We start from the raw sequence: 21,145 nt of genomic DNA, 5'->3' as shown, positions 1-21,145 counted from the left end.
CCGCGACCGCGGGCGGGGCCTGGATCAGGATTCGACGCGCAGCGTAACACCCCACGCCGGCGCCATGTCCAAGCAAGGCGGCCGCAGCCTTGCGGTCGGGCACGGCGCACGCTAACTTAGACCCCGACCGAAAGGATCTCCGGATGTCCCGATTGCTGTCGTTCGTCTTGCTGGGCCTGTGTGCGGTGTTGGCGTCCTGCGCCTCGCCGCCGGACCCGGCCGCCCCGATCGATCTGCGTGGTCAGATGCCCGTAGCCCGTTATGTCGGTACGCTGCCATGTGCCGACTGCGCCGGCGTGCGCACCGATCTCGCGCTGTATCGCCAGGACCGGACGCCCTTGGGCTATGCGCTGGCCGAGACCTACCTCGGCACCCGCGAGGGCGACCGCCGTTTCGAGCGCACCGGCCGCTGGTCTTTGCAGCCCAGCGGACAGCCGGACCTCGCCTTGCTCACCCTGGATCCGGGCCTGCCCGAACGCGAGCGCCATTTCGCCCAGGTGGGCGAACTCGTGCTGCGGGCACTGGATCGGACCCGCAACGAACTGCCGGCCCACCTGCCCCGCAGCCTGGTGCGTGTGCCCGACGACGTGCCCGCCGACGTGCCGGTGCTCACCGCCGGGGACAGCCGCAGCCTCACCGACCTGGCCGTAGGCGGCCAGCTCGTGCTGCTGCTGCCGGCCAACCGGGCCATGGGCTACGGCTGGCGCATGGTGCCCGATCCGAACGCGGTGCTCGAGCCGGTGGCCAACCCCGCCTACGTGAGCGACCCGGCCAGCGCGGCGCGCGTGGCGGCACCGGGCCTGGAGGTCTTCCGCTTCCGCGCCCCGGTGCCCGGTCAGCAAATCCTGCGGCTGGAGTACCGGCGCAGCTGGGATCCGTCCACCGCACAGACGCCGTCGGTCACCTTCACCGTGCGCGTGCGCTGAGGTGCTCAGGGCCCCACGTCCAGCAGCCACTGCAGCACGCTCTTGGCAATGAAGCCGAGCATGCCGAAGGCCAGCACGAAAAAGAGCACAAAGGTGCCGAAACGGCCCGCTTGGGACTTGCGCGCCAGATCCCAGATGATGAAGAGCATGAAGGCGATGAAGGCCGCCAGGCCGATCGTGACGCCGTAATGCGAGAACTGTTCCTCGGTCATGTTCGGTCTCAGCGCCGCTCAGGCCAGGCCGAGGCATCGACCAGATCGGTGTAGGCATGCCAGCTCGCATGCCCGAGCAGGGGCACGCACCACACCAGCCCCACCAGAGTGAGCAGGCCCAGCGCCGTGAAGGCGAAGATCAACCCGGCCCACACCACCATCGTGACCGGGTTGTGGCCCACGGCCCGCACACTGGCCAGCACCGCCAGCGACAGCGGCACGCGGCGGTCCAGCAGCATCGGGATGGCCACCACGGAGATCGCGAACACCCAGGCCGCCAGCAGGCCGCCGGCCAGCAGCCACAACAAAAAGAGGTGACCCCGTTGCACGAAATCGGCCGCACGCAGCACCCGCGGGCTCAGGAAGCCCTGCAGCCCGGCCCAAGGCTCGCCGGCCATGGCCAGCACCACCACCGCCGAAAAGCCCACCCACAGTGTGCCGATGAGCGCCAGCAGCAGCGCAAAGCGCAGCAAGCCCCCGCTGAGCCGCCAGGCCTGCACCACGTCGGCCCAGGTCGGTTCGGCCCCCTGCGCCAAGCGTCGGCTGATCTGGTACAGCCCGGTGGCCAGCAAGGGGGCCACCAGCAAGAAGCCCGTGTAGCCGCCGGCCAGCACCCCGAAGTGGCGCCAGCCCAGCAGCGCAATCGCCACCGCCCCCAGCATCACCACCAGGCCATGCGTCAGGCTCAGGCCAAGGGCCCGGGCCAGGTCGCGTTGGCCGGCGGCCAGCCAGCGCAGCGCACGCAGGGGTTCGAGCGCACGCACGGCCGGCAGCGGCCCGGAAACGACAGAAGGAGTGGTCATGACGCCAGAAAGTGAAGGATCGAGGGCATGGGTCAGGGGCCGGGCCGGAAGCGGCCATGGGCATCGCCGAGGCAGCCGTCCGAGCGCACCGCAGCCGGGCCGTCGCCCAGGGGCTCGCGCGACAGCACGTCGAGGATGCCGCATTCGGCGCTGGGCCGGCCATGGCGGCAGCGCTGCTCCAGGGCTTCGAGCTGGTCGCGCAACGCGCTGAGTTCCTCCAGGCGATGGCGCACATGGGCGAGATGCTCGCGCACCAGCTCGCCAGCGGCCGTGCAGTCGGACTGCGGGTCGTCGCGCACGCGCAGCAAGGCGCGGATCTCGTCGAGCGAGAGGTCGAGCGCCCGGCAGTGGCGGATGAAGCGTAGCCGCGCCACATGACTGTCGTCGTAGCGGCGGTAATTGCCTTCGGTGCGCGCCGGCGCCGGCATCAGACCCTCCTTCTCGTAGTAGCGCACCGTGTCCACGGGGGTGTGGGCCTGCGCGGCCAGTTCGCCGATTTTCATGCTTGACTCTGGAGTGGCCACAGGGTTTGCAATGACTGTACGCCGAAGTACCGGTGTTGATCCACCTCTAGGAAATCGACCATGTCTGCTCATTGCCACACCCTGTCTTGCCAAAACGCCACCCGCCGGCTCGCCAACGACCCACGTTGGCGTCGCGCACTGTGGATCGCTCTGCTCGTGAATGCCGCCATGTTCGGCGTGGAGGCGGGGGCGGGCTGGCGCGCCGAATCGGCCGCCTTGCTGGCCGATGCCATCGATTTCGCGGGCGATGCCGTCAATTACGGTCTGTCGCTGGCCGTGCTGGGCCTGCCCGCCGTGTGGGCCTCGCGCGTGGCCTGGCTCAAGGGCTGGATGATGGGGCTTTACGGCCTGGGCGTGCTGGCCTACGCCGGCCGGCTCGCCTGGGTGGGGTCGGCCCCACAGCCGACCACGATGGGCCTGATTGGCGTGCTGGCCCTGGTGGCCAACGTCGCGGTGGCCGTGTTGCTCTACCGCTACCGCAGCGGCGATGCCAACGCCCGGTCGGTGTGGTTGTGCTCGCGCAACGACGCCATCGGCAACGTTTTGGTGGTACTGGCCGCCCTGGGGGTGTTCGGCACCGGCACGGCCTGGCCCGACCTCATCGTCGCCGCCGTGATGGCCGGCCTGGGCGTGAGCGCGGCCTGGCGCGTGATCGCCCAGGCACGACAAGAGCTGAAGGGGCATGCGCCCACCGCCTGAGCCCGACTTCAGCGCGTGGCGCAGCCGGTGCTGCCGCAATGGGTGAGCGGCGCATCGGGCAGAGCTTGCGCCGCAGCCCCCGGCCGCAGCGTGCCGGTGGTCATGTCGAAGCCCACCTGCTCGCAATGCCAGGCCAGGGCCGCGTCCATCATCTGCGCATGCTGGGGGAACCACAGCGCCAGCTCGTCGGCCAGGCGGCGCACCAGTGACAAGTCCTGCGCGGCCTGCTGCTCCACCTGGCGCATCAGTTCCAGCACCATCGCATGCTGGCGCTGATGGCAGTTGTCCGGCGCAAAGCCGGTGGCGGCCATCCAGGCGTCCTCCTGGCCGAAGTGGGCCTCGGTGTGTTCGATGAGGGTGCGCAGCGCCGGCCGCAGGAACTCGTCCGTGGCAGCCTGCAACGCCCGCAGCAGCTCGACGAATTCTCGATGGGTGCGGTCCATGACCTCGTGGCCGAGGGCCAAGGCATCGGACCATTGCAGGGTGGTGGGAATGGCAGACATAAGGAGATGCCTTCAGGAACGGGCTTGCAGCCTAGAAGCATCGCTTCCACCAGACCTTGCTCCGCATCAACCCTTGCTCGATCGCATGACTGCAAAGGGAACGTACATCCTGTTTCCATCTTCCCCTCAAAAGGTGGTTCTCAGGCTGCTTCAGGCTCCGGAGAATCGTCGCACCTCAACAACACAAGCAGGAGGAAACATGGGGCAGTACATCGTCACGGTGCCGGACTTCGTCGACGCCGAGCTCGTCTTCGACGCGAACGAAACCCGGCAGATCCTGAAGTTCTTCTATCCGTCCCGGTCCCCCGCCGTGGAGTCGATGCCGATCGACGATGCCTGCCGCCGACTGGCCCAGACCATGCTGGTCGCAGCCATTGATGGATCCTACGCCTTGGGCTTCATCCATGCCCTGGTGGCCTCGCTCATGCCCAACCGACACTCCTGGCTCAAGAGTTTGGCCAGGAAGCTGATCCAGGGCACCGCCAAGCATTGGTTCAAATACGCCACGGCCGACGACTTGCGGGATGTGCAGGTTTACGACCGGGTTCGCGACCAGATTGCCACGAATCTGCGCATGCGCTTCGATGAAGCATTGAACGGCACGCTCGCCCATCAAATTCGCCGCCCCTTCACCGTGCAGTTCGTCGCTGGCCGCCACGTCGGTGCCGTATGGGGGTGATGACCATGCGACCCACGGCATTTCGATGGATGGGCATCGCACTGCTGGCGCTCGTATCGGTATGGACCGCAAGCCTTTGGTACAGCTTCAGCCGCATGCCAGCCATGCTGGTCGTGCTCAGCAGCCAGCATCGCTTCGAGGAGCCCTTCGACAGCGTGTACGGACCACTGTACCGGTGGGTGGCCCGCTGCGTACTGACTACGGTCTTGCCCAGGGAGCCCGACGTCGCGCAGATCAATGCGGAAGCATCAGCACATGCGCTCGGCGTGATCGAGGATGACCGCTTTCTGGAGCAGGTTTTCCGGCGCTACGTTAAACGAGGCCTCGACGTGAATGCACGAGCACAGACGGTCCGTCAGCCATCGCAGCTCGAAGCAGCCGTCGCCGTCAATGAACCTCAGGTCGTCCGGCTCTTGCTGGCTCACGGTGCCAACGCCGATGTCAAGACATCTGATGGCCGGTCCATGCGCGAGTTGGCGCAGGAGATGCAGCGACGGCACCCCGAACGCGACTACAGCAGCGTGCTGGTTCTCCTGGGGCAGTAGATCTCACCCCAGCCGTGCCCGATGGCGCGCCACCTGGGCGCGCACCTGGGCCGGTGCGGTGCCGCCCAGGATGTTGCGGGCGTTGAGCGAGCCGCGCAGCGAGAGCACTTCGTAGACGTCCTCGCCCACCAGCGGCGAGAAGCCCTGCAGCGTGGCCAGTGGCAGCGCCGACAGGTCCACCCCCAGGCCGATGGCCGTCTTCACCGCATGCGCCACCACCTCGTGGGCATCGCGGAAGGGCAGCCCCTTCTTCACCAGGTAGTCGGCCAGGTCGGTGGCGGTGGCATAGCCCTTGAGCGCCGCGCGCTCCATGGCCTCGGGCTTGACGGTGATGCCGCCCACCATCTCGACGAAGATACGCAGCGTGTCCTTCAGGGTGTCCACCGTGTCGAACAGCGGCTCCTTGTCTTCCTGGTTGTCCTTGTTGTAGGCCAGGGGCTGGCCCTTCATCAGGGTGATCAGGCCCATCAGGTGGCCCACCACGCGGCCGGTCTTGCCGCGCGCCAGCTCAGGCACATCGGGGTTCTTCTTCTGCGGCATGATCGACGAGCCGGTGCAGAAGCGGTCGGCAATGTCGATGAAGCCGAAGCTCTGGCTCATCCACAGGATGAGTTCCTCGCTCAGGCGCGACACATGCACCATGGTCAGCGACGCTGCTGCGGTGAACTCGATCGCGAAATCGCGGTCGCTTACCGCGTCGAGCGAGTTTTGGCACACGCCGTCCATGCCCAGGGTGCGCGCCACGCGCTCGCGGTCGAGCGGGTAGCTGGTGCCGGCCAGGGCCGCCGCGCCCAGCGGCAGGCGGTTCACGCGGCGGCGCACGTCGGCAAAGCGCTCGGCATCGCGCGCGAACATCTCCACATAGGCCAGCATGTGGTGGCCAAAGCTCACCGGCTGGGCCACTTGCAGGTGGGTGAAGCCGGGCAGGATCACCTCGGCGTTCTTCTCGGCGATGTCCACCAGGGCCTTCTGCAGGTCGGTGAGCAGGCCGACAATCAGGTCGATCTCGCCTCTGAGCCACAGGCGCACGTCGGTGGCCACCTGGTCGTTGCGGCTGCGGCCGGTGTGCAGGCGCTTGCCGGCGTCACCGATGAGCTGGGTCAGGCGGGCTTCGATGTTCAGGTGCACGTCCTCCAGGTCGAGCTTCCACTCGAAGGCGCCGGATTCGATCTCCTGCGTGATGGTGGCCATGCCGCGCTGGATGGCGGCGTGGTCGTCGGCCGAGATCACCCCCTGGGCGGCCAGCATCTCGGCGTGTGCGAGCGAGCCCTGAATGTCGGCGCGCCACAGGCGCTGGTCGAAGAACACGCTGGCGGTGTAGCGTTTGACCAGCTCGCTCATCGGTTCGGAGAAGAGCGCAGACCAGGCTTCGGATTTCTTGTCGAGTTGGTTGGCGGACATGGCGGATGAGCGGCGCGGGCCGGCTGGATGGACGCACACCCGGCGGCTTGCCGGGGCAGGTGGGCGTCCGGGAGAATCGGCGGCGGCGGCCGCAGGCTTGGGCCGCCCCGGAACCTCTCGATTTTAAGGGGCTCGGCTGCCCGGGCCCGTGGAGACTGCCGCCTTGTCCAGCCCAGGCCCCTCGCCGTCGCGCCCGAACCCGCCGACCAGTCAGTTCGGCACCACGATCTTCGACCAACTGCAGCCGGGGGGCGCCGCCGCGCAGGCGGCCCTGTCGCCCTTCGACGCCTGCCAGGTCGGCGTGGTGCTGCGTGCGGTGCTGTTCGTGCATGCGGTGGTGGGTGTGGCCGTGAGCTTCCTGGCCCGCGGCTGGCAGGACTGGCTGCTGGCGCTGGCCTATGGCGCCGCCGTGGCCCTGCCGGCCACCCTGCTGTGGCTGGTGCTGTGCTGTGCGCTCAAGCGAGTGCTGGCCCGCGCGTCCGACCCGATGCAGTGGCTGGTGGCCGTGGGCCTGGGGGCCGCCTGTGCCGGCTACGGCTGGTGGCAAGTGGGCCTGGTGGGACTGCCGCTGACCGAGACCGTGCATGGCCTGGCACCGATGCTGGCCGGCGCGAGCCTGTCGGCCATGATGTTCTATGCCCTGAAGCTGCGGTCGCGCAGCCAGCTGCCGGCGGTCACACGGGCCCGCCTGGCCGAGTTGCAGTCGCGCATCCGGCCGCACTTCCTGTTCAACACGCTCAACACCGCCATCACGCTGGTGAGGGTCGATCCGGCACGCGCCGAGGCTGTGCTCGAGGATCTGTCCGAACTCTTCCGCGTGGCCCTGATCGAGTCGGGCCGTGCGGTCACCCTGTCCGAGGAGGTGGACCTCGCCCGGCGCTACCTGGCCATCGAGCAGATCCGCTTCGGCGCGCGACTGCAAGTCGAATGGGATCTGGATCCCGCCGCCGGCGAAGTGCGCGTGCCCCCGCTGGTGCTGCAGCCCCTGGTGGAGAACGCCGTGCGGCATGGCGTGGAACCCGCTCCCGAGGGCGGCTTCGTGCGCATCCGCACCCGGGTGCGCGGCTCGCTGGCCGTGCTGACCGTGACGAACTCGCTGCCGCCGGCCGGAACGCCGGGCACAGCAGGGCACGGCATGGCCCTGCGCAACGTGAAAGAGCGCCTGCGGCTGATGCACGACGTCAGCGCGCAATTCGCTGCCGGCCCGGACAATGGCGTCTGGCGCGTGCACATCGCCGTACCGCTGAAAAGCTGAGGAAGACCGAGCATGCTCAAGGTGTTCATCGTCGATGATGAGGAACTGGCCCGCGTGAGGCTGCGCAGCCTGCTGCAGGAACCCGGCATGCCGCCCAACCAGGTGGTCGGCGAAGCCGCCGATGCCCGGCAGGCCCAGGCTTGGCTGTCCACCCAGGGCTGCGACCTCGTGCTGCTGGACGTGCAAATGCCCGGACTGAACGGCACACAACTGGCCGCGCAGTGGCAGACCCGCCCCCACGCACCAGCCGTGGTCTTCGTCACCGCCCACCCCGAGCATGCCGTCACCGCCTTCGAGCTCAATGCGGTGGACTATCTCACCAAGCCCGTGCGCCGCGAGCGGCTGCAGGCAGCGCTCGAACGCGCGGCCGAACGGATCAGGGCCCGGGCCCAGAACACCGAGGATGGCCCGGTGCTCGTGGTCAACGACCGCGGCCGCGTCACGCGCGTGCCGGTACACGAAGTGCTGTACCTGAAAGCCGAACTCAAGTATGTGACCCTGCGCACGGCCGAACACACCTACGTGCTGGACGACTCGCTGGCCGTGCTGGAAGAACGCCTGGGCGATCGCTTCCTGCGCATCCACCGCAACGCCCTGGTGGCCCGCCGCGCCGTGCGCGCGCTGGAACGCCGCCACGTGCCCGGCGACGACGAGGACAACGGCAAGGAAGGCTGGGCCGTGCGACTGCAGGGCTTGGACGAATGGCTGGCCGTCTCGCGCCGGCAGGTAGCGGCCGTGCGCGAGGCGCTCAGCAGCGAAGGGCTGTGAACGCGCCCGCTCTGTGTGGCTCACTTCGCAGCCTACAGGACCACTTCAGCCACGCATCCTCCCAAAAACTTGGGAAGCGATCTCAACCCTGGCGCCCCCGCGCCAACACCGGCGCCAGCGCCCGCCCCGTGTGGCTGCCGGACGCCACCACCGCTTCCGGCGTGCCGGCCACCACCACCTGGCCGCCGCCCACGCCGCCTTCGGGGCCCAGGTCGAGGATCCAGTCGGCTTCGGCGATGACGTCCAGGTCGTGCTCGATCACGACCACGCTGTGGCCGCCGTCCACCAGGCGGTGCAGTACGCGGATGAGCTTTTCCACGTCGGCCATGTGCAGGCCCACGGTGGGTTCGTCCAGCACGTACAAGGTATGCGGCGGTTTCTGACCTCGCCGCGTCACGTCATCACGCACCTTGCTCAGTTCGGTGACGAGCTTGATGCGCTGAGCCTCGCCGCCGGAGAGCGTGGGTGAGGGCTGGCCCAGCGTGAGGTAGCCCAGGCCGATGTCCTTCAGCAGTTGCAGCGGGTGGGCAATGTTGGGCATGGAGGCGAAGAAGTCCACCGCCTCGTCCACTTCCATGGCCAGCACATCGCCGATGCTTTTTCCCCGCCAGGTGACGGCCAGGGTTTCGGGGTTGAAGCGCGCGCCGTGGCACACGTCGCAGGGCACCTTCACGTCGGGCAGGAAGCTCATTTCGATGGTGCGCAGGCCCTGGCCTTCGCAGGCGTGGCAGCGACCGTCGCCGGTATTGAACGAGAACCGGGCCGGCGTGTAGCCCCGGGCCTTGGCTTCCAGAGTGTCGGCAAAGAGCTTGCGGATCACGTCCCAGAAGCCCACATAGGTGGCCGGGCAGGAGCGCGGCGTCTTGCCGATGGGGGTCTGGTCCACTTCCAGCACACGGTCCACATGCTCCCAGCCCTCCAGCCCGGTGCAACCGCTCCAGGCGGGCAGACCCTTGCCGCGGCTGTTCACCACGGCCTGCACGTTGGCCAGCAGCACGTCGCGCGCGAGCGTGGACTTGCCCGAGCCCGACACGCCCGTGACGGCCACCAGGCGGTGCAGCGGCACCTCCACGTCGATGCCGCGCAGGTTGTGCAGCGAAGCGCCGCGCAAGGACAGCCGGGGTGCGCCGCGCTCCACCGGGCGGCGGGGCTGCAGCGGGTGCACCAGCGGGCGCGAGAGGAAGCGGCCGGTGAGGGAATCGGCATGCGCGGCCAGTTCGCCGGCGGTGCCCTGGGCGATGAGGCGGCCGCCGCGCTTGCCGGCACCCGGGCCGATGTCGATGATGTGGTCGGCACGGCGGATGGTGTCTTCGTCGTGTTCCACCACCACCAGGGTGTTGCCCTGGTCGCCCAGCTTGTGCAGGGCGTCGAGCAGGATGTGGTTGTCGCGCGGGTGCAGGCCGATGGTGGGCTCGTCGAGAACGTAGCACACGCCCTGCAGGTTGGAGCCCAGCTGAGCGGCCAGGCGGATGCGCTGGGCCTCGCCACCGCTCAGCGTGGGGGCGGCGCGGTCGAGGGTGAGGTAGCCCAGGCCCACGTCTTCCAGGAATTCGAGGCGGCTGCGGATTTCGCTCACCAGGTCGCGCGCGATGGCGGCCTCGCGGCCCTCCAGGGCCAGGGCTTCGACCCAACGGCGCGCCTCGCCCACCGGGCGGGCGGCAATCTGCGCGATCGACTCGCCACGGAAGCGGATGGCCAGCGAGATGGGGTTCAGGCGCGCACCGCCGCAGGTGCCGCAGGGCTGGTCGGACACGTCTTCCACCTCGGGCTCGGCGAAGGTCTGCTCGCGGCCCTTGTCATCATCACGGCGCGTGTCGTCCAGCGCACGGCGCTGCTCGCGCGTGAGCTGCACGCCGGTGCCCACGCAGTCGGTGCACCAGCCGTGCTTGGAGTTGTACGAGAACATGCGCGGGTCGAGCTCGGGGTAGCTGGTGCCGCACACCGGGCAGGCGCGCTTGGTGGAGAACACCTTCACCTGGCCGATGCGGCCCGTGGGCGCGCCCGTGGCCATCGCGCCCTTCAGGCCATCCAGCGGGGCCAGCAGGTGCATCACGCCCTTGCCCAGCTCGAGCGTGCGGCCCAGCAGCTCGCGCAGTTCGGCTTCGTTGTCGGCGCGGATCACGAGGTCGCCCACCGGCAGTTCGATGGTGTGTTCCTTGAAGCGGTCGAGCTTGGGCCAGGGGGCCACGGGCACGAATTCGCCGTCCACGCGCAAATGGGTGTGGCCGCGCGCCTTGGCCCATTTGGCCAGGTCGGTGTAGAGGCCCTTGCGGTTCACCACCAGCGGCGCCAGCAGGCCCACGTGCTGGCCCTTGTGGTCGCGCAGCAGCTGGGCGGCGATGGATTCGGGCGTTTGCGGGCGCACCTCGGCGCCGTCATGCACGCAGTGCTGCACGCCCAGCTTCACGTACAGCAGGCGCAGGAAGTGATAGACCTCGGTGGTGGTGGCCACCGTGCTCTTGCGCCCGCCACGGCTCAGGCGCTGCTCGATGGCCACGGTGGGCGGGATGCCGTACACGGCATCCACCTCGGGGCGGCCCGCCGGCTGCATGATGGAGCGCGCATAGGCGTTGAGCGATTCGAGGTAGCGGCGCTGGCCTTCGTTGAAAAGGATGTCGAAGGCGAGCGTGGATTTGCCCGAGCCCGACACGCCCGTGACCACGCTGAACTTCCCGCGCGGGATGTCCACGTTCAGGGCCTTGAGGTTGTGCTCGCGGGCATTGACGATGCGGATGGCGTCCAGGCCGTCGGCCTGGGCGGCGGCACGGCGCGCGCGCACCAGGGTCTGCAGCGGAGCGCCCTCTTCGGCCTTGGCCTCCCCCAGGCCCAGCGCGGCTTCGTACTCGCGCAGCGCGCGGCCGGTGTGCGACTGGGGGTAGGCTTTCACGTCCTCGGGCGTGCCGGTGCAGACCACCTCGCCGCCGGCCTCGCCGCCTTCGGGGCCCAGGTCCACGATCCAGTCGGCCGAGCGGATCACGTCGAGGTTGTGCTCGATGACGAAGAGCGAATGGCCGGCGTCCAGCAGCTTGCGGAAGGCGCGCATCAGCTTGGCGATGTCGTCGAAGTGCAATCCGGTGGTGGGCTCGTCGAAGAGAAACAGCGTTCCCTTGCGCGCCAGCGCCTGCTTGCTGGGCGTGGCGTTCTGGGCCGCCTCGGCCAGAAAGCCCGCCAGCTTGAGGCGCTGGGCCTCGCCGCCCGACAGCGTGGGCACGGGCTGGCCGAGCTTGACGTATTCCAGGCCCACGTCCACCAGCGGCTGCAGCACGCGCAGCACCTCGCGGTCGCTGCGGAAGAGTTCGGCGGCTTCGCTCACGGTGAGCTCCAGCACGTCGGCCACGCTGAGCGAGCGCCAGCGGCCGTCGGCGGCCTGGCGGTCGAGGTGCACTTCCAGGATCTCGGCGCGGTAGCGGCGGCCGTCGCAGTCGGGGCAGCGCAGGTAGACGTCGCTCAGGAACTGCATCTCCACATGCTCGAAGCCCGAGCCGCCGCAGGTGGGGCAGCGGCCGTCGCCGGCGTTGAAGCTGAACATGCCCGCGCCATAGCCGCGCTGCAAGGCCAGGGGCGCCTGCGCAAACAGCGTGCGGATCTCGTCGAAGGCGCCCACGTAGCTGGCGGGGTTGGAGCGAGCGGTCTTGCCGATGGGCGACTGGTCGACAAACACCGCATCGGTGAGCCAGTCGGCGCCCAGCAGGCGGTCATGCGCGCCGGGGGTTTCCGTGGCCTTGCCGAAGTGGCGGGCCAGCGCGGGATAGAGCACGTCCTGCATCAGCGTGGACTTGCCCGAGCCGCTCACGCCGGTGACGCACACCAGGCGCTGCAGCGGGAACTCGACGGTCACACCGCGCAGGTTGTGCTCTCTCGCGCCCTCCAGCACCAGTCGGGGCGTGCTGTCGGTGACGAGGCGGCGCATGCCGATGCCGATGCGCTTGCGCCCCCCTAGATACGCGCCAGTGAGCGTGTCAGCCTGGCGCAGGGCCTCGGGCGTTCCGTCGAACACCACCTGGCCGCCGCGCTCCCCAGGGCCCGGGCCCATGTCGATGACACGGTCGGCCGCCAGCATCACCGCCGGGTCGTGCTCGACCACCACCAGGGTGTTGCCGGCATCGCGCAGGCGCAGCATGGCCTCGTTGATCCGGTTCATGTCGCGCGGGTGCAGGCCGATGCTGGGCTCGTCGAGCACGAACAGCGTGTTCACGAGCGAGGTGCCCAGCGCAGTGGTGAGGTTGATGCGCTGCACCTCGCCGCCGCTGAGCGTGCGGCTTTGCCGGTCGAGCGTAAGGTAGCCCAGGCCGACGTCGCAGAGGTATTTCAGCCGCGTGCGGATCTCCTCATACAGCAGGTGCAGGGGGTCTTTGTCGGCCCCGGCCGCGGCCGGCGGGGCGATGCGGTCGAAGAACACGCGCAGCCGCTCGATGGGCAGCAGCATCAGGTCGTGCAGGCACAGGCCGGGCAGCGCATCGAGCTGCTCGCGCGACCAGGCCACGCCCACGGGCCGGAAGCGCGCGTAACGATCGCCCAGCACCGCATCGGCATCCTCCTTGCCCCCCAGGCGCCACAGCAACGATTCGAGCTTCAGGCGCGCGCCGCCGCAGGTCTCGCAGGGGGTGTAGCTGCGGTACTTCGACAAGAGCACCCGGATGTGCATCTTGTAGGCCTTGCTTTCGAGGTATTCGAAGAAGCGCTTGATGCCGTACCACTGCTTGTTCCAGTTGCCGTTCCAGTGCGGCGAGCCGTCCAGCACCCAGGCACGCTGGGCCTCGCTGAGCTGGCTCCAGGCGGTGTCGCGTGGGATGCCGGCCTCGCCGGCGTACTTGAGCAGGTCGTCCTGGATCTCCTTCCAGGCGGGCGTCTGCAGGGGCTTGATGGCGCCCGAGCGCAGGGTCTTGCGGTGGTCGGGAATGACCAGGCCCCAGTCCACCCCGATCACGCGGCCGAAACCGCGGCAGGCCTCGCAGGCGCCGTAGGCCGAGTTGAACGAAAACAGGGCCGGCGAGGGTGCGTTGTAGCGCAGGTCGCTGTCGGGGCTGTGCAGGCCGGACGAGAACCGCCACACGTCGGGCTCGCCCTCGTCCTTCAGGGCATACACATTGACGCGCCCGCCACCGCGCTTGAGCCCCACTTCCAGGGCCTCGATCACGCGGGCTTTCTCGGCGCCGCCCAGGCGGAAGCGGTCAGCCACCACGTCCAGCACCTTCCTTGGACCACCCGGCGTGCTCACCTCGCGCTCGGCCTGCACGCGTGTGTAACCGCTGGCCGAGAGCCACTGCTCGATTTCTTCAGGCGTGGTGTTCGCAGGCAGCTCCACCGGGAAGGTCACCACCAGGCGCGGGTCGCTGCCTTGCGTGCGCGCCTTCAGGTCGGCGTAGATCGTCTCGGGGTTGTCCTCGCGCACCGGCCGGGCGGTCTGCCGGTCGTAAAGCTGCGCGGCGCGGGCGAACAGCAGCTTGAGGTGGTCGTTCAGCTCGGTCATCGTGCCCACCGTCGAGCGCGAGGTGCGCACCGGGTTGGTCTGGTCGATCGCGATGGCCGGGGGCACGCCCTCGACATGGTCCACGGCCGGGCGGTCCATGCGGTCGAGGAACTGCCGGGCGTAGGCGCTGAAGGTTTCGACATAGCGGCGCTGGCCTTCAGCATAGAGGGTATCGAAGACCAGGCTGGACTTGCCCGAGCCCGAGGGGCCGGTCACCACCGTGAGCTCGCCGGTGCGCAGATCCAGGTCCAGGTTCTTGAGGTTGTGCTGGCGCGCGCCGCGGATGCGAATGACACCGGAAGTCATGAAGAACGTCTTTCGGGTGGGGTCGAACGACAGTGGCCAAGCATTCTAGGCAGCCGCCTTGACAAGACTGCTGACAGGGGCCTTGCGCGAAGGCCGCGCGCCTGGCGCACACGACTCGCAACCATGTGTAAAACGTCCGCGATCCTTGTGGTTTTCCACAATGCGCTGCAAGACTGCCATGTAAAACTGCGCGCCTTCGCAGCGAAGTAAGGGAAAGTGTCGATGTTGCAGTCCTTCCTGGCCCGCCTGGTCGGCGGCGCGGTGGCCGCCGCCCTGTGCGCCCTGCCTGCCTGGGCCCAGATCCGAGTGGGCCAACCCTCGGGCTTCACCGGCCCGGTGGCCCCTGGCGTGAAGGAGAACACGGACGGCGCCAGGCTCTACTTCGATGCGGTGAACGCCCGCGGAGGGGTGAATGGCCAGCGCATCGAGTTGATCTCGGTGGACGACAAGTTCGACCCGAAAGTCACTGTCGAGGTCGGGCGCAAGCTGATCACCGAAGACCGCGTGATCGCCCTCTTCATGAACCGGGGCACGCCCCACGCCCAGGCGCTCATCCCGCTGATCGAGGAATTCAAAGTGCCGCTGATCGCTCCGAGCACCGGCGCGATGGCACTGCACGAGCCACCCCACCCGCTGATCTTCAACGTGCGTGCCACCTACCAGCGCGAGGCCGAGAAGGCCATCGGGCACCTCACCACCATCGGCATCACCCGCATCGGCATCCTGCAGACCGACGACAGCTTCGGCGCCGACTCGGTGCTGGGCGCGCTGCGCGGCCTGGACAAGGCCGGGCTCAAGCCGCTGTTCCTGGAAAAGCTCGACCGCGCCAAGCCCGACCTGGCCGGGCTGGCGGCCGTCGTAGCCAAGCACCAGCCCCAGGCGGTGATCTTCATCGCCTCGGCCGGCACCGTGGCCGCCGGCACGAAGGCCATCCGCGAAGCCGGCTCGCGCGCCCAGATCGTGACCCTGTCGAACAACGCTTCGGGCGGCTTCATCAAGCTGCTGGGCGAGCACGCCCGCGGCGTGATCGTGACCCAGGTGTTCCCGTATGAGCGCTCGCTGTCGGCCCCCATCGTGAAGGAAGCCGCCGACCTGGCCCGTGCCAAGGGCCTGCCCGAGGTGACGCCGGCCATGCTGGAAGGTTTTGCCGGCGCCAAGGTGCTGGTCGAGGGCCTGCGCCGTGCCGGCCCGAACCCCACGCCGGCACGCCTGGTGCAGGCCTTGGAAGGCATGCGCCGCTACGACATCGGCGGTCTGGAAATCAGCTACGGCCCGAACAACCGCTCGGGCCTGGACTACGCCGACCTGTCCATCATCGGGCCGGACGGCAAGTTCCGCCGTTGACGACCTGTTTCCCGCCCCCGAGACCAGAACCACGACAAGGAGACACACCATGCAACTTCGGCTGTGGGCCGCGGCATTGGCCGTGGCCCTTCCGACCCTGACGGCCCAGGCACAGCTCCTGATCGGCCAAACCGCCGGCTTCTCCGGTCCGGTGGCTGCCGGCGTGAAGGAAACCACCGACGGCGCAAAGCTCTACATCGATGCCGTCAATGCCCGCGGGGGCGTGAACGGACAAAGAATCGAGCTGATCTCACTGGATGACAAGTTCGATCCCAAGCTGGCCGCCGAGAACGCCCGCGAACTGATCGTCGACAAGAAAGTGCTGGCACTGTTCTTGACGCGAGGCACACCCCACACCCAGGCCATCATGCCGCTGCTGGCCGAGCACAAAATCGCCGTGATCGGGCCCTCCACCGGCGCCATGGTGCTGCACGACCCGGTCAACCCCTACGTCTTCAACGTGCGGGCCACCTACCAGCGCGAAGCCGAGCGGGCCATCCGTCACTTGAGCCTGATTGGCCTGGAACGTATCGCCGTGATGCAGGTGGACGACTCTTTCGGCGCCGACTCGATGGCTGGCGCCCAGAAAGGTTTCGACGCCGTGGGCAAGCAGCCGGTGGTGCTGGAGAAGTTCGACCGTGCCAAACCCGACTTCGCGCCCATCGTGCCGAAAATCGTGAACGCCGACGCCCAGGCCGTGGTGATCATCGGCTCGGGCTCGGCGGTGGTCGATGGCGTGAAGGCGTTGCGCGCCGCCGGTTCTCGCGCCCAGGTGGTGACCCTGTCGAACAACGCCTCGGCGGGCTTCATCAAGTCACTCGGGGAGCACGCGCGCGGCGTGATCGTGAGCCAGGTCTTCCCTTATGAGCGCTCCCTTTCGGCCCCCATCGTGAAGGAAGCCGTGGACCTGATGCGTGCCAAGGGCGGCACGGAAGTCTCGCCCGCGATGATGGAAGGCTTTGCCGCCGCCAAGGTGTTGGTCGAGGGCCTGCGCCGAGCCGGCCCCAGCCCGTCGCGCACCCAGATCATCAACGCCCTGAACGGCATCCGCAACTTCGACATCGGCGGGATGGAAATCAGCTACTCGCCCACCGACCACACCGGCCTCGATTACGCCGACCTGTCGATCATCGGGCCGGACGGCAAATTCCGGCGCTGAGTCCTTCTGGGCCGACGCGGCGGCGCGGTGGCCGTGACGGGAGTGATGTTGGCCTTGCGGCCCTGACCCTCAGTCCAGCACCGGCAGCACCGCGTCCTTCAGCGTGCCGCGGGCGTGCTCGTAGTCGGGCAGGACCGAGCGCACCACGTCCCAGAAGCGGGGGCTGTGGTTCATCTCGCGCAGGTGGGCCAGTTCGTGTGCCACCACGTAGTCGATGGTGGGCAGGGCGAAGTGGATGAGACGCCAGTTCAGGCGGATGGAGCCGTCGGCCGAGGCACTGCCCCAGCGCGTCTGGGCCGATGACAGGCTCAGGCGCGTGTAGCGCACACCCAGCCGCTCGGCGAAGTGGCCGCAGCGTTCCTCGAAGACGCGGCGCGCCTGGCGTTGCAACCAGCTCTGCACTGCGTCGCGGATCTGTGGCGGGCCGGCGTGCTGCGGCAGGCCCACGTGCAGGGCCAGGCGGGGCACGCCGGGCAGGGCCTGTGCATCGGTGTTGAGCACGGCCCCGGAGACCCGCGGGTCGAGCACCACGATGACCGTCTCGCCCAGGAAGGGCACGCTGGTGCCGTCGCGCCATTCCACCTTCGCCTGCTGCAGCCGGGCATTGCGCTCGTTCTGCTCGGCCAGCTTGCGCAACACCCAGCGCGCCTTCTCGCGCAGCGCCGCCTCGACCTCGCCCAGCCCCGCCCAGCGCGGGGCGCTCACCGTCAGGCCCTCGGGGCCGACGACGAGACCGATGGAGCGGCGCTTGGCGCGCCGCAACGCGAAGGCCACGCGATGTCCTTCGAGCAGCACGTCGTGTGTCGCCCGAGGATGGGCGAACATCACCGACGACCCGGGATGCGAGGCTTCAGGGTGGGCGGCGGCCGGCTGCGTCGGTACAGCCCGCGCGACACTCGGCGGCTCGCCGGAAAACAGCGACAGTTGTCGAGGTTCGCAAGGGCCGGATGCCGGGCGTGCCATGGCCGGCAGTATAGGTTCAGACCCGCTGCGGCGTGCCGCCAGACACTGCCTCGCCGGCGGGGTAGGCCTGCGGATCGAGCCGGCGCATCTCGGCCTCGATCCAAGCCTCCACCTCCCGCATCAGTTCCTCCGGCTCGCGCCCCGCCGAAGGAATCGGCCTGCCGATCGACACGTCGATGACCCCAGGCGTCAGCAGAAAGGACTTGCGCGGCCAGCAGCGTGCCGAGGTCACGGCGATGGGCACCACCGGCACACCCGTGGCCACGGCCAGGCGCGCGGCGCCCGACTTGTACACGCCCTGCCCGCCGCGCGGAGTGCGCGTGCCTTCGGGGAACATGATCACCCAGTTGCCCTGGGCCATGTAACGCCGCCCCTGCTCGGCCACCTTGCTCCACGCCTCCGAGCGTTTGCTGCGGTCGATGTGGATCATGTCCAGCCGAGCCATCGCCCAGCCGAAGAAGGGAATGAAGAGCAGCTCGCGCTTGAACACATAACACAGCGGATGGCTCATCAGGCACGGAAAGGCAAAGGTCTCCCAGGTGGACTGGTGCTTCGGGCACAGGATCACCGCCTCGTCGCCCAGGTGCTCCAGCCCCTGCACACGGTAGCTCACACCGCAGAAGACTCGCGCCCCCCACATCACCAAGCGCAGCCAGCCCACACAGGCCCAGTACAGGGGGCGGCCCCGCACGAAAACGGACAGAAGCAGCACGGCCAGCGCCCAGGGGACGACCGTCACCGTCATCCACAACAGGAACAGGAGGGAACGCACAACCCTCAACATCAGTTCAAACCTCCAAAACCGGACGTCGAGCTGGCGGCTTCGCCGCGCGTCTCGCGCTCTCGCTGGATCAGATGCTGGGCCAGAGCTTCGAGGTTGTCATGCACGCGGGTGCCTGGCACCTGCACCGCCAGCGCGGCCACCTCTTCATCGCTCAGTCCCTCGCAGCGGCCTGTGCGCAGCAGGTGCGGCTCGCAGCCGGCCGCGTGCGCGGCCTGCAGGTCGCGCACCGTGTCGCCGGCCACGACGATCTCGTTGCACGGCACCCCGAAGCGTTCGCTGATGCGCAGCAGCAGCCCCGGCTGCGGCTTGCGGCAGTCGCAGCCGTCCTCGGGCGTGTGCGGGCAGATGAAGACGGCGTCGATCCGACCGCCCTGCCGAGCCAGCAGCTCGTTCATGCGCAAGTGCACCGCATTGAGGCCCGACATGTCGAGCAATCCCGTGCCCAGGCCCGGCTGGTTGGTGGCCACCACCACGTGCCAGCCGGCATGGTTCAGCCGCGCCACGGCGTCCAGCGCACCGGGCAGCGGCTCCCATTCCTCGGGCTGGGCCACGTGCTCGGTGCGGTAGCGGTTGAGCACGCCATCGCGCCCGAGCACGACGAGCTTGAGCTGGCGTTCCACGGGGCGCGGCGCAGGCACGGCGGGCTCCTCAGGCGGCCGCCAGACGCGACAGGTCGGCCACGCGGTTCATCGCCGCGTGCAGCGTGGCCAGCAGGCCGAGCCGGTTGGCCCGCAGCGCCGCGTCGTCGGCATTGACCATCACCTGGTCGAAGAAGGTGTCCACCGGGGCTTTCAAGGCGGCCAAGACCTGCAGCGAGCCGGTGTAGTCCCCCTGCTCGAACGCCGCATCGGCACGGGGACGCACGGCTTGCAAAGCCTCGTGCAAGGCCGCCTCGGCCGCTTCGCGCAGCAAGGCGGTGTCCACCCGCGGCTCGACCGCCCCTTCGGCCTTCTTCAGGATGTTGCCCACGCGCTTGTTGGCCGCAGCCAGCGCCTGGGCCTCGGGCAGGCCGGCAAAGGCGCGCACGGCCGCCAGACGCCGCGGCACCTCGCCCAGACGGCCGGGGCGCAGGGCCAGCACCGCCTCGACCTCCTGGGCGCTGTAGCCCTGGTCGCGCAAGGACACGGCCAGTCGGTCGTAGATGAAGTCCAGCAGCGGCTCGCGCGGGTCGGTGATGCGTGAGCCGAAGACCGGCACCGCAGCCGCGACCAGCTCGGGCAGTTGCAAAGGCAGGTTCTTTTCGATCAACAGGCGGATCACCCCCAGTGCATGCCGACGCAGCGCAAAGGGATCCTTGTCGCCGGTGGGCGACTGGCCGATGCCGAACAGGCCCACGAGCGTCTCCAGCTTGTCGGCCAGGGCCAACACGGTGCCGGTGTGGTTGCGCGGCAGGGCGTCGCCGGCGAAGCGAGGCTTGTAGTGGTCTTCGATGGCGATGGCCACGCCATCGCGCAGGCCTTCATGGCGAGCGTAGTAGCCGCCCATGATGCCCTGCAGTTCGGGGAACTCGCCCACCATGTCGGTGAGCAGGTCGGCCTTGGCCAGGCGGGCGGCCTGCTGCACCTTGCCGTCGAGCACGTCGAACTCGTCCTTGGCTTCGACGGTGTAGGGGACGGTGGCCATACGCAACTGGTTGACGATGGCGTGCGCGATGGCCTGCACGCGCTGCGTGCGCTCGCCCTGACTGCCCAGCTTGCCGTGGTAGACGACCTTGTCCAGGCCCGGCACGCGCGACTCCAGCGTTTTCTTGCGGTCCTGGTCGAAGAAGAACTTGGCGTCGGCCAGGCGCGGGCGCACCACGCGCTCGTTGCCACCGATCACCGCGCTCGGATCCTCAGGGCTGATGTTGCTCACCATCAGGAAACGGTTGGTGAGCCGACCCTGGGCATCGAGCAGCGGGAAGTATTTCTGGTTGGCCTTCATCGTGAGGATGAGGCACTCCTGCGGCACCTCCAGGAACTCGGCCTCGAACTGACCCACCAGCACGTTCGGGCGCTCCACCAGCGCGGTGACTTCGTCGAGCAGGGCCTCGTCATCCACCGGCCGCACGCCCCCGCCAATGCGCTCGGCCGCCTCGCCGAGCTGACGCACGATCTCGGCCCGGCGGGCCTCGAAGCTGGCGATCACAGCCCCGTCGTGGCGCAATTGCTCGGGGTAGCTGTCGGCCTCGTGGATCACCACCGGATCGACCCGGGCCTCGAAGCGGTGGCCGCGCGTCTGGCGGCCCGCCTTCAGGCCCAGAGCCTGCACCGGCACCACCTCGGTCCCCCACAGCGCCACCAGGCCATGGGCGGGGCGCACGAAGTGCACGCTGGTCCAACCGTCGGCGAGCTGGTAGCTCATGAGCTTGGGGATGGGCAGTTTGGCGATGGCCTCGTCCAGAGCCTTCTGCAGGCCCTCGGCCAGCGCGACGCCGGGAGCCAGGCTGTCATGCAACAGCACCTCGGCCTTGCCGTCGTTCACCCGTTTGAGCTGGTCCACCACGCTGGCGTCCAGGCCCAGGGACTCGAGCTTCTTCAGCAGGGCCGGCGTGGGCCGGCCCTCGGCGGTGAGGCCCACGGACACCGGCATGAGCTTGCGTTGCACCGACCGATCGGGCGCCCGCTCGGCCACGGCCTCCACCCGCACCGCCAGGCGCCTGGGGGAGGCAAAGGGTGTGGGCACGACGGCGGCGTCCACCAGCCCCTGGGCCTTGAGGCTGTCGGTCAGCACGGTCGCGAAAGAGTCGCCCAGCTTCTTCAGTGCCTTCGGGGGCAGTTCCTCCACGAAGAGCTCGACCAGCAGGTTCTTCTTCATCGTCATGA

The 21,145-nt window shown here is 68.8% G+C and carries 18 protein-coding genes; 8 read left to right on the top strand and 10 right to left on the bottom strand.

Going from position 1 to position 21,145, the window contains the following annotated elements; translation table 11 throughout:
• The first annotated feature begins 143 nt into the window (after positions 1–143).
• The gene (locus ACK4ZD_RS07145; RefSeq protein ID WP_409660028.1) at positions 144–926 is read left to right on the top strand and encodes a protease inhibitor I42 family protein; all 783 of its coding nucleotides are present in this window, start codon (positions 144–146) and stop codon (positions 924–926) included.
• 5 nt (positions 927–931) lie between these two features.
• On the opposite strand, the gene ACK4ZD_RS07140 is transcribed toward ACK4ZD_RS07145, so the two are convergent.
• The 3 genes from ACK4ZD_RS07140 to cadR are packed head-to-tail and all read right to left on the bottom strand — an operon-like array spanning position 932 to position 2,444.
• On the bottom strand, positions 932–1,138 hold the full coding sequence (locus ACK4ZD_RS07140; protein ID WP_409660027.1) for a DUF2788 domain-containing protein: 207 nt from the start codon (positions 1,136–1,138) through the stop codon (positions 932–934).
• 8 nt (positions 1,139–1,146) lie between these two features.
• Positions 1,147–1,941, bottom strand: coding sequence for a DUF2189 domain-containing protein (locus tag ACK4ZD_RS07135; RefSeq protein ID WP_409660025.1), 795 nt, complete (start codon positions 1,939–1,941; stop codon positions 1,147–1,149).
• Positions 1,942–1,973: 32 nt separating this feature from the next.
• Positions 1,974–2,444 (bottom strand): Cd(II)/Pb(II)-responsive transcriptional regulator, encoded by a 471-nt coding sequence (cadR, locus tag ACK4ZD_RS07130; protein WP_409660024.1) that lies wholly within the window; start codon positions 2,442–2,444, stop codon positions 1,974–1,976.
• A gap of 81 nt (positions 2,445–2,525) precedes the next feature.
• Between cadR and ACK4ZD_RS07125 the strand changes: the two genes are divergently transcribed.
• Entirely contained in the window at positions 2,526–3,164 is a 639-nt protein-coding gene (locus ACK4ZD_RS07125; RefSeq protein ID WP_409660022.1) for a cation transporter, read from the top strand.
• A gap of 8 nt (positions 3,165–3,172) precedes the next feature.
• Here the strand turns inward: ACK4ZD_RS07125 and ACK4ZD_RS07120 are convergent, their stop codons facing one another.
• Positions 3,173–3,667: a hemerythrin domain-containing protein gene (locus ACK4ZD_RS07120; RefSeq protein WP_409660020.1), complete on the bottom strand. Its 495-nt coding sequence runs from the start codon at positions 3,665–3,667 to the stop codon at positions 3,173–3,175.
• Positions 3,668–3,866: 199 nt separating this feature from the next.
• Between ACK4ZD_RS07120 and ACK4ZD_RS07115 the strand changes: the two genes are divergently transcribed.
• Complete coding sequence (locus ACK4ZD_RS07115; RefSeq protein ID WP_409660018.1) at positions 3,867–4,346, top strand: hypothetical protein; 480 nt, start codon at positions 3,867–3,869, stop codon at positions 4,344–4,346.
• Between the two features lie 29 nt (positions 4,347–4,375).
• Positions 4,376–4,891, top strand: coding sequence for a hypothetical protein (locus ACK4ZD_RS07110; RefSeq protein ID WP_409660017.1), 516 nt, complete (start codon positions 4,376–4,378; stop codon positions 4,889–4,891).
• A gap of 3 nt (positions 4,892–4,894) precedes the next feature.
• Here the strand turns inward: ACK4ZD_RS07110 and argH are convergent, their stop codons facing one another.
• Positions 4,895–6,292 (bottom strand): argininosuccinate lyase, encoded by a 1,398-nt coding sequence (gene argH / locus ACK4ZD_RS07105; RefSeq protein WP_409660016.1) that lies wholly within the window; start codon positions 6,290–6,292, stop codon positions 4,895–4,897.
• Between the two features lie 163 nt (positions 6,293–6,455).
• Here argH and ACK4ZD_RS07100 point away from each other — a divergent pair, with 163 nt between their 5' ends.
• On the top strand, positions 6,456–7,547 hold the full coding sequence (locus tag ACK4ZD_RS07100) for a sensor histidine kinase (RefSeq protein ID WP_409660014.1): 1,092 nt from the start codon (positions 6,456–6,458) through the stop codon (positions 7,545–7,547).
• Between the two features lie 12 nt (positions 7,548–7,559).
• Positions 7,560–8,315, top strand: a complete 756-nt coding sequence (locus ACK4ZD_RS07095) for a LytR/AlgR family response regulator transcription factor (protein ID WP_409660012.1) — start codon at positions 7,560–7,562, stop codon at positions 8,313–8,315.
• 82 nt (positions 8,316–8,397) lie between these two features.
• Here ACK4ZD_RS07095 and uvrA read toward each other — a convergent pair whose 3' ends face one another.
• Positions 8,398–14,091: an excinuclease ABC subunit UvrA gene (gene uvrA, locus ACK4ZD_RS07090; RefSeq protein WP_409660010.1), complete on the bottom strand. Its 5,694-nt coding sequence runs from the start codon at positions 14,089–14,091 to the stop codon at positions 8,398–8,400.
• Between the two features lie 222 nt (positions 14,092–14,313).
• Here uvrA and ACK4ZD_RS07085 point away from each other — a divergent pair, with 222 nt between their 5' ends.
• The gene (locus ACK4ZD_RS07085; RefSeq protein WP_409660009.1) at positions 14,314–15,435 is read left to right on the top strand and encodes an ABC transporter substrate-binding protein; all 1,122 of its coding nucleotides are present in this window, start codon (positions 14,314–14,316) and stop codon (positions 15,433–15,435) included.
• Positions 15,436–15,484: 49 nt separating this feature from the next.
• Positions 15,485–16,594 (top strand): ABC transporter substrate-binding protein, encoded by a 1,110-nt coding sequence (locus ACK4ZD_RS07080; RefSeq protein WP_409660007.1) that lies wholly within the window; start codon positions 15,485–15,487, stop codon positions 16,592–16,594.
• Between the two features lie 69 nt (positions 16,595–16,663).
• Here ACK4ZD_RS07080 and ACK4ZD_RS07075 read toward each other — a convergent pair whose 3' ends face one another.
• Genes ACK4ZD_RS07075 through glyS form a run of 4 tightly spaced genes read right to left on the bottom strand, consistent with a single transcriptional unit; the run spans position 16,664 to position 21,143 of the window.
• Positions 16,664–17,557 carry a M48 family metallopeptidase gene (locus tag ACK4ZD_RS07075; protein WP_409660005.1) on the bottom strand — a complete coding sequence of 298 codons (894 nt, stop codon included), beginning with the start codon at positions 17,555–17,557 and terminating at the stop codon, positions 16,664–16,666.
• A 16-nt stretch (positions 17,558–17,573) separates the two neighbouring features.
• Complete coding sequence (locus ACK4ZD_RS07070; protein WP_409660003.1) at positions 17,574–18,341, bottom strand: lysophospholipid acyltransferase family protein; 768 nt, start codon at positions 18,339–18,341, stop codon at positions 17,574–17,576.
• Positions 18,341–18,979: a D-glycero-beta-D-manno-heptose 1,7-bisphosphate 7-phosphatase gene (gene gmhB, locus ACK4ZD_RS07065; protein WP_409660002.1), complete on the bottom strand. Its 639-nt coding sequence runs from the start codon at positions 18,977–18,979 to the stop codon at positions 18,341–18,343. Before gmhB ends, ACK4ZD_RS07070 begins: the two co-directional genes overlap by 1 nt.
• Before the next feature lie 10 nt (positions 18,980–18,989).
• Positions 18,990–21,143 (bottom strand): glycine--tRNA ligase subunit beta, encoded by a 2,154-nt coding sequence (gene glyS / locus ACK4ZD_RS07060; protein WP_409660001.1) that lies wholly within the window; start codon positions 21,141–21,143, stop codon positions 18,990–18,992.
• Positions 21,144–21,145 lie beyond the last annotated feature (2 nt).

It is taken from the genome of Caldimonas sp. (assembly GCF_046291045.1).
Taxonomy (GTDB): domain Bacteria; phylum Pseudomonadota; class Gammaproteobacteria; order Burkholderiales; family Burkholderiaceae_C; genus Caldimonas.
Note: the sequence above shows the minus strand (reverse complement) of the source record. Positions and strands in the feature narration are given on the sequence as shown.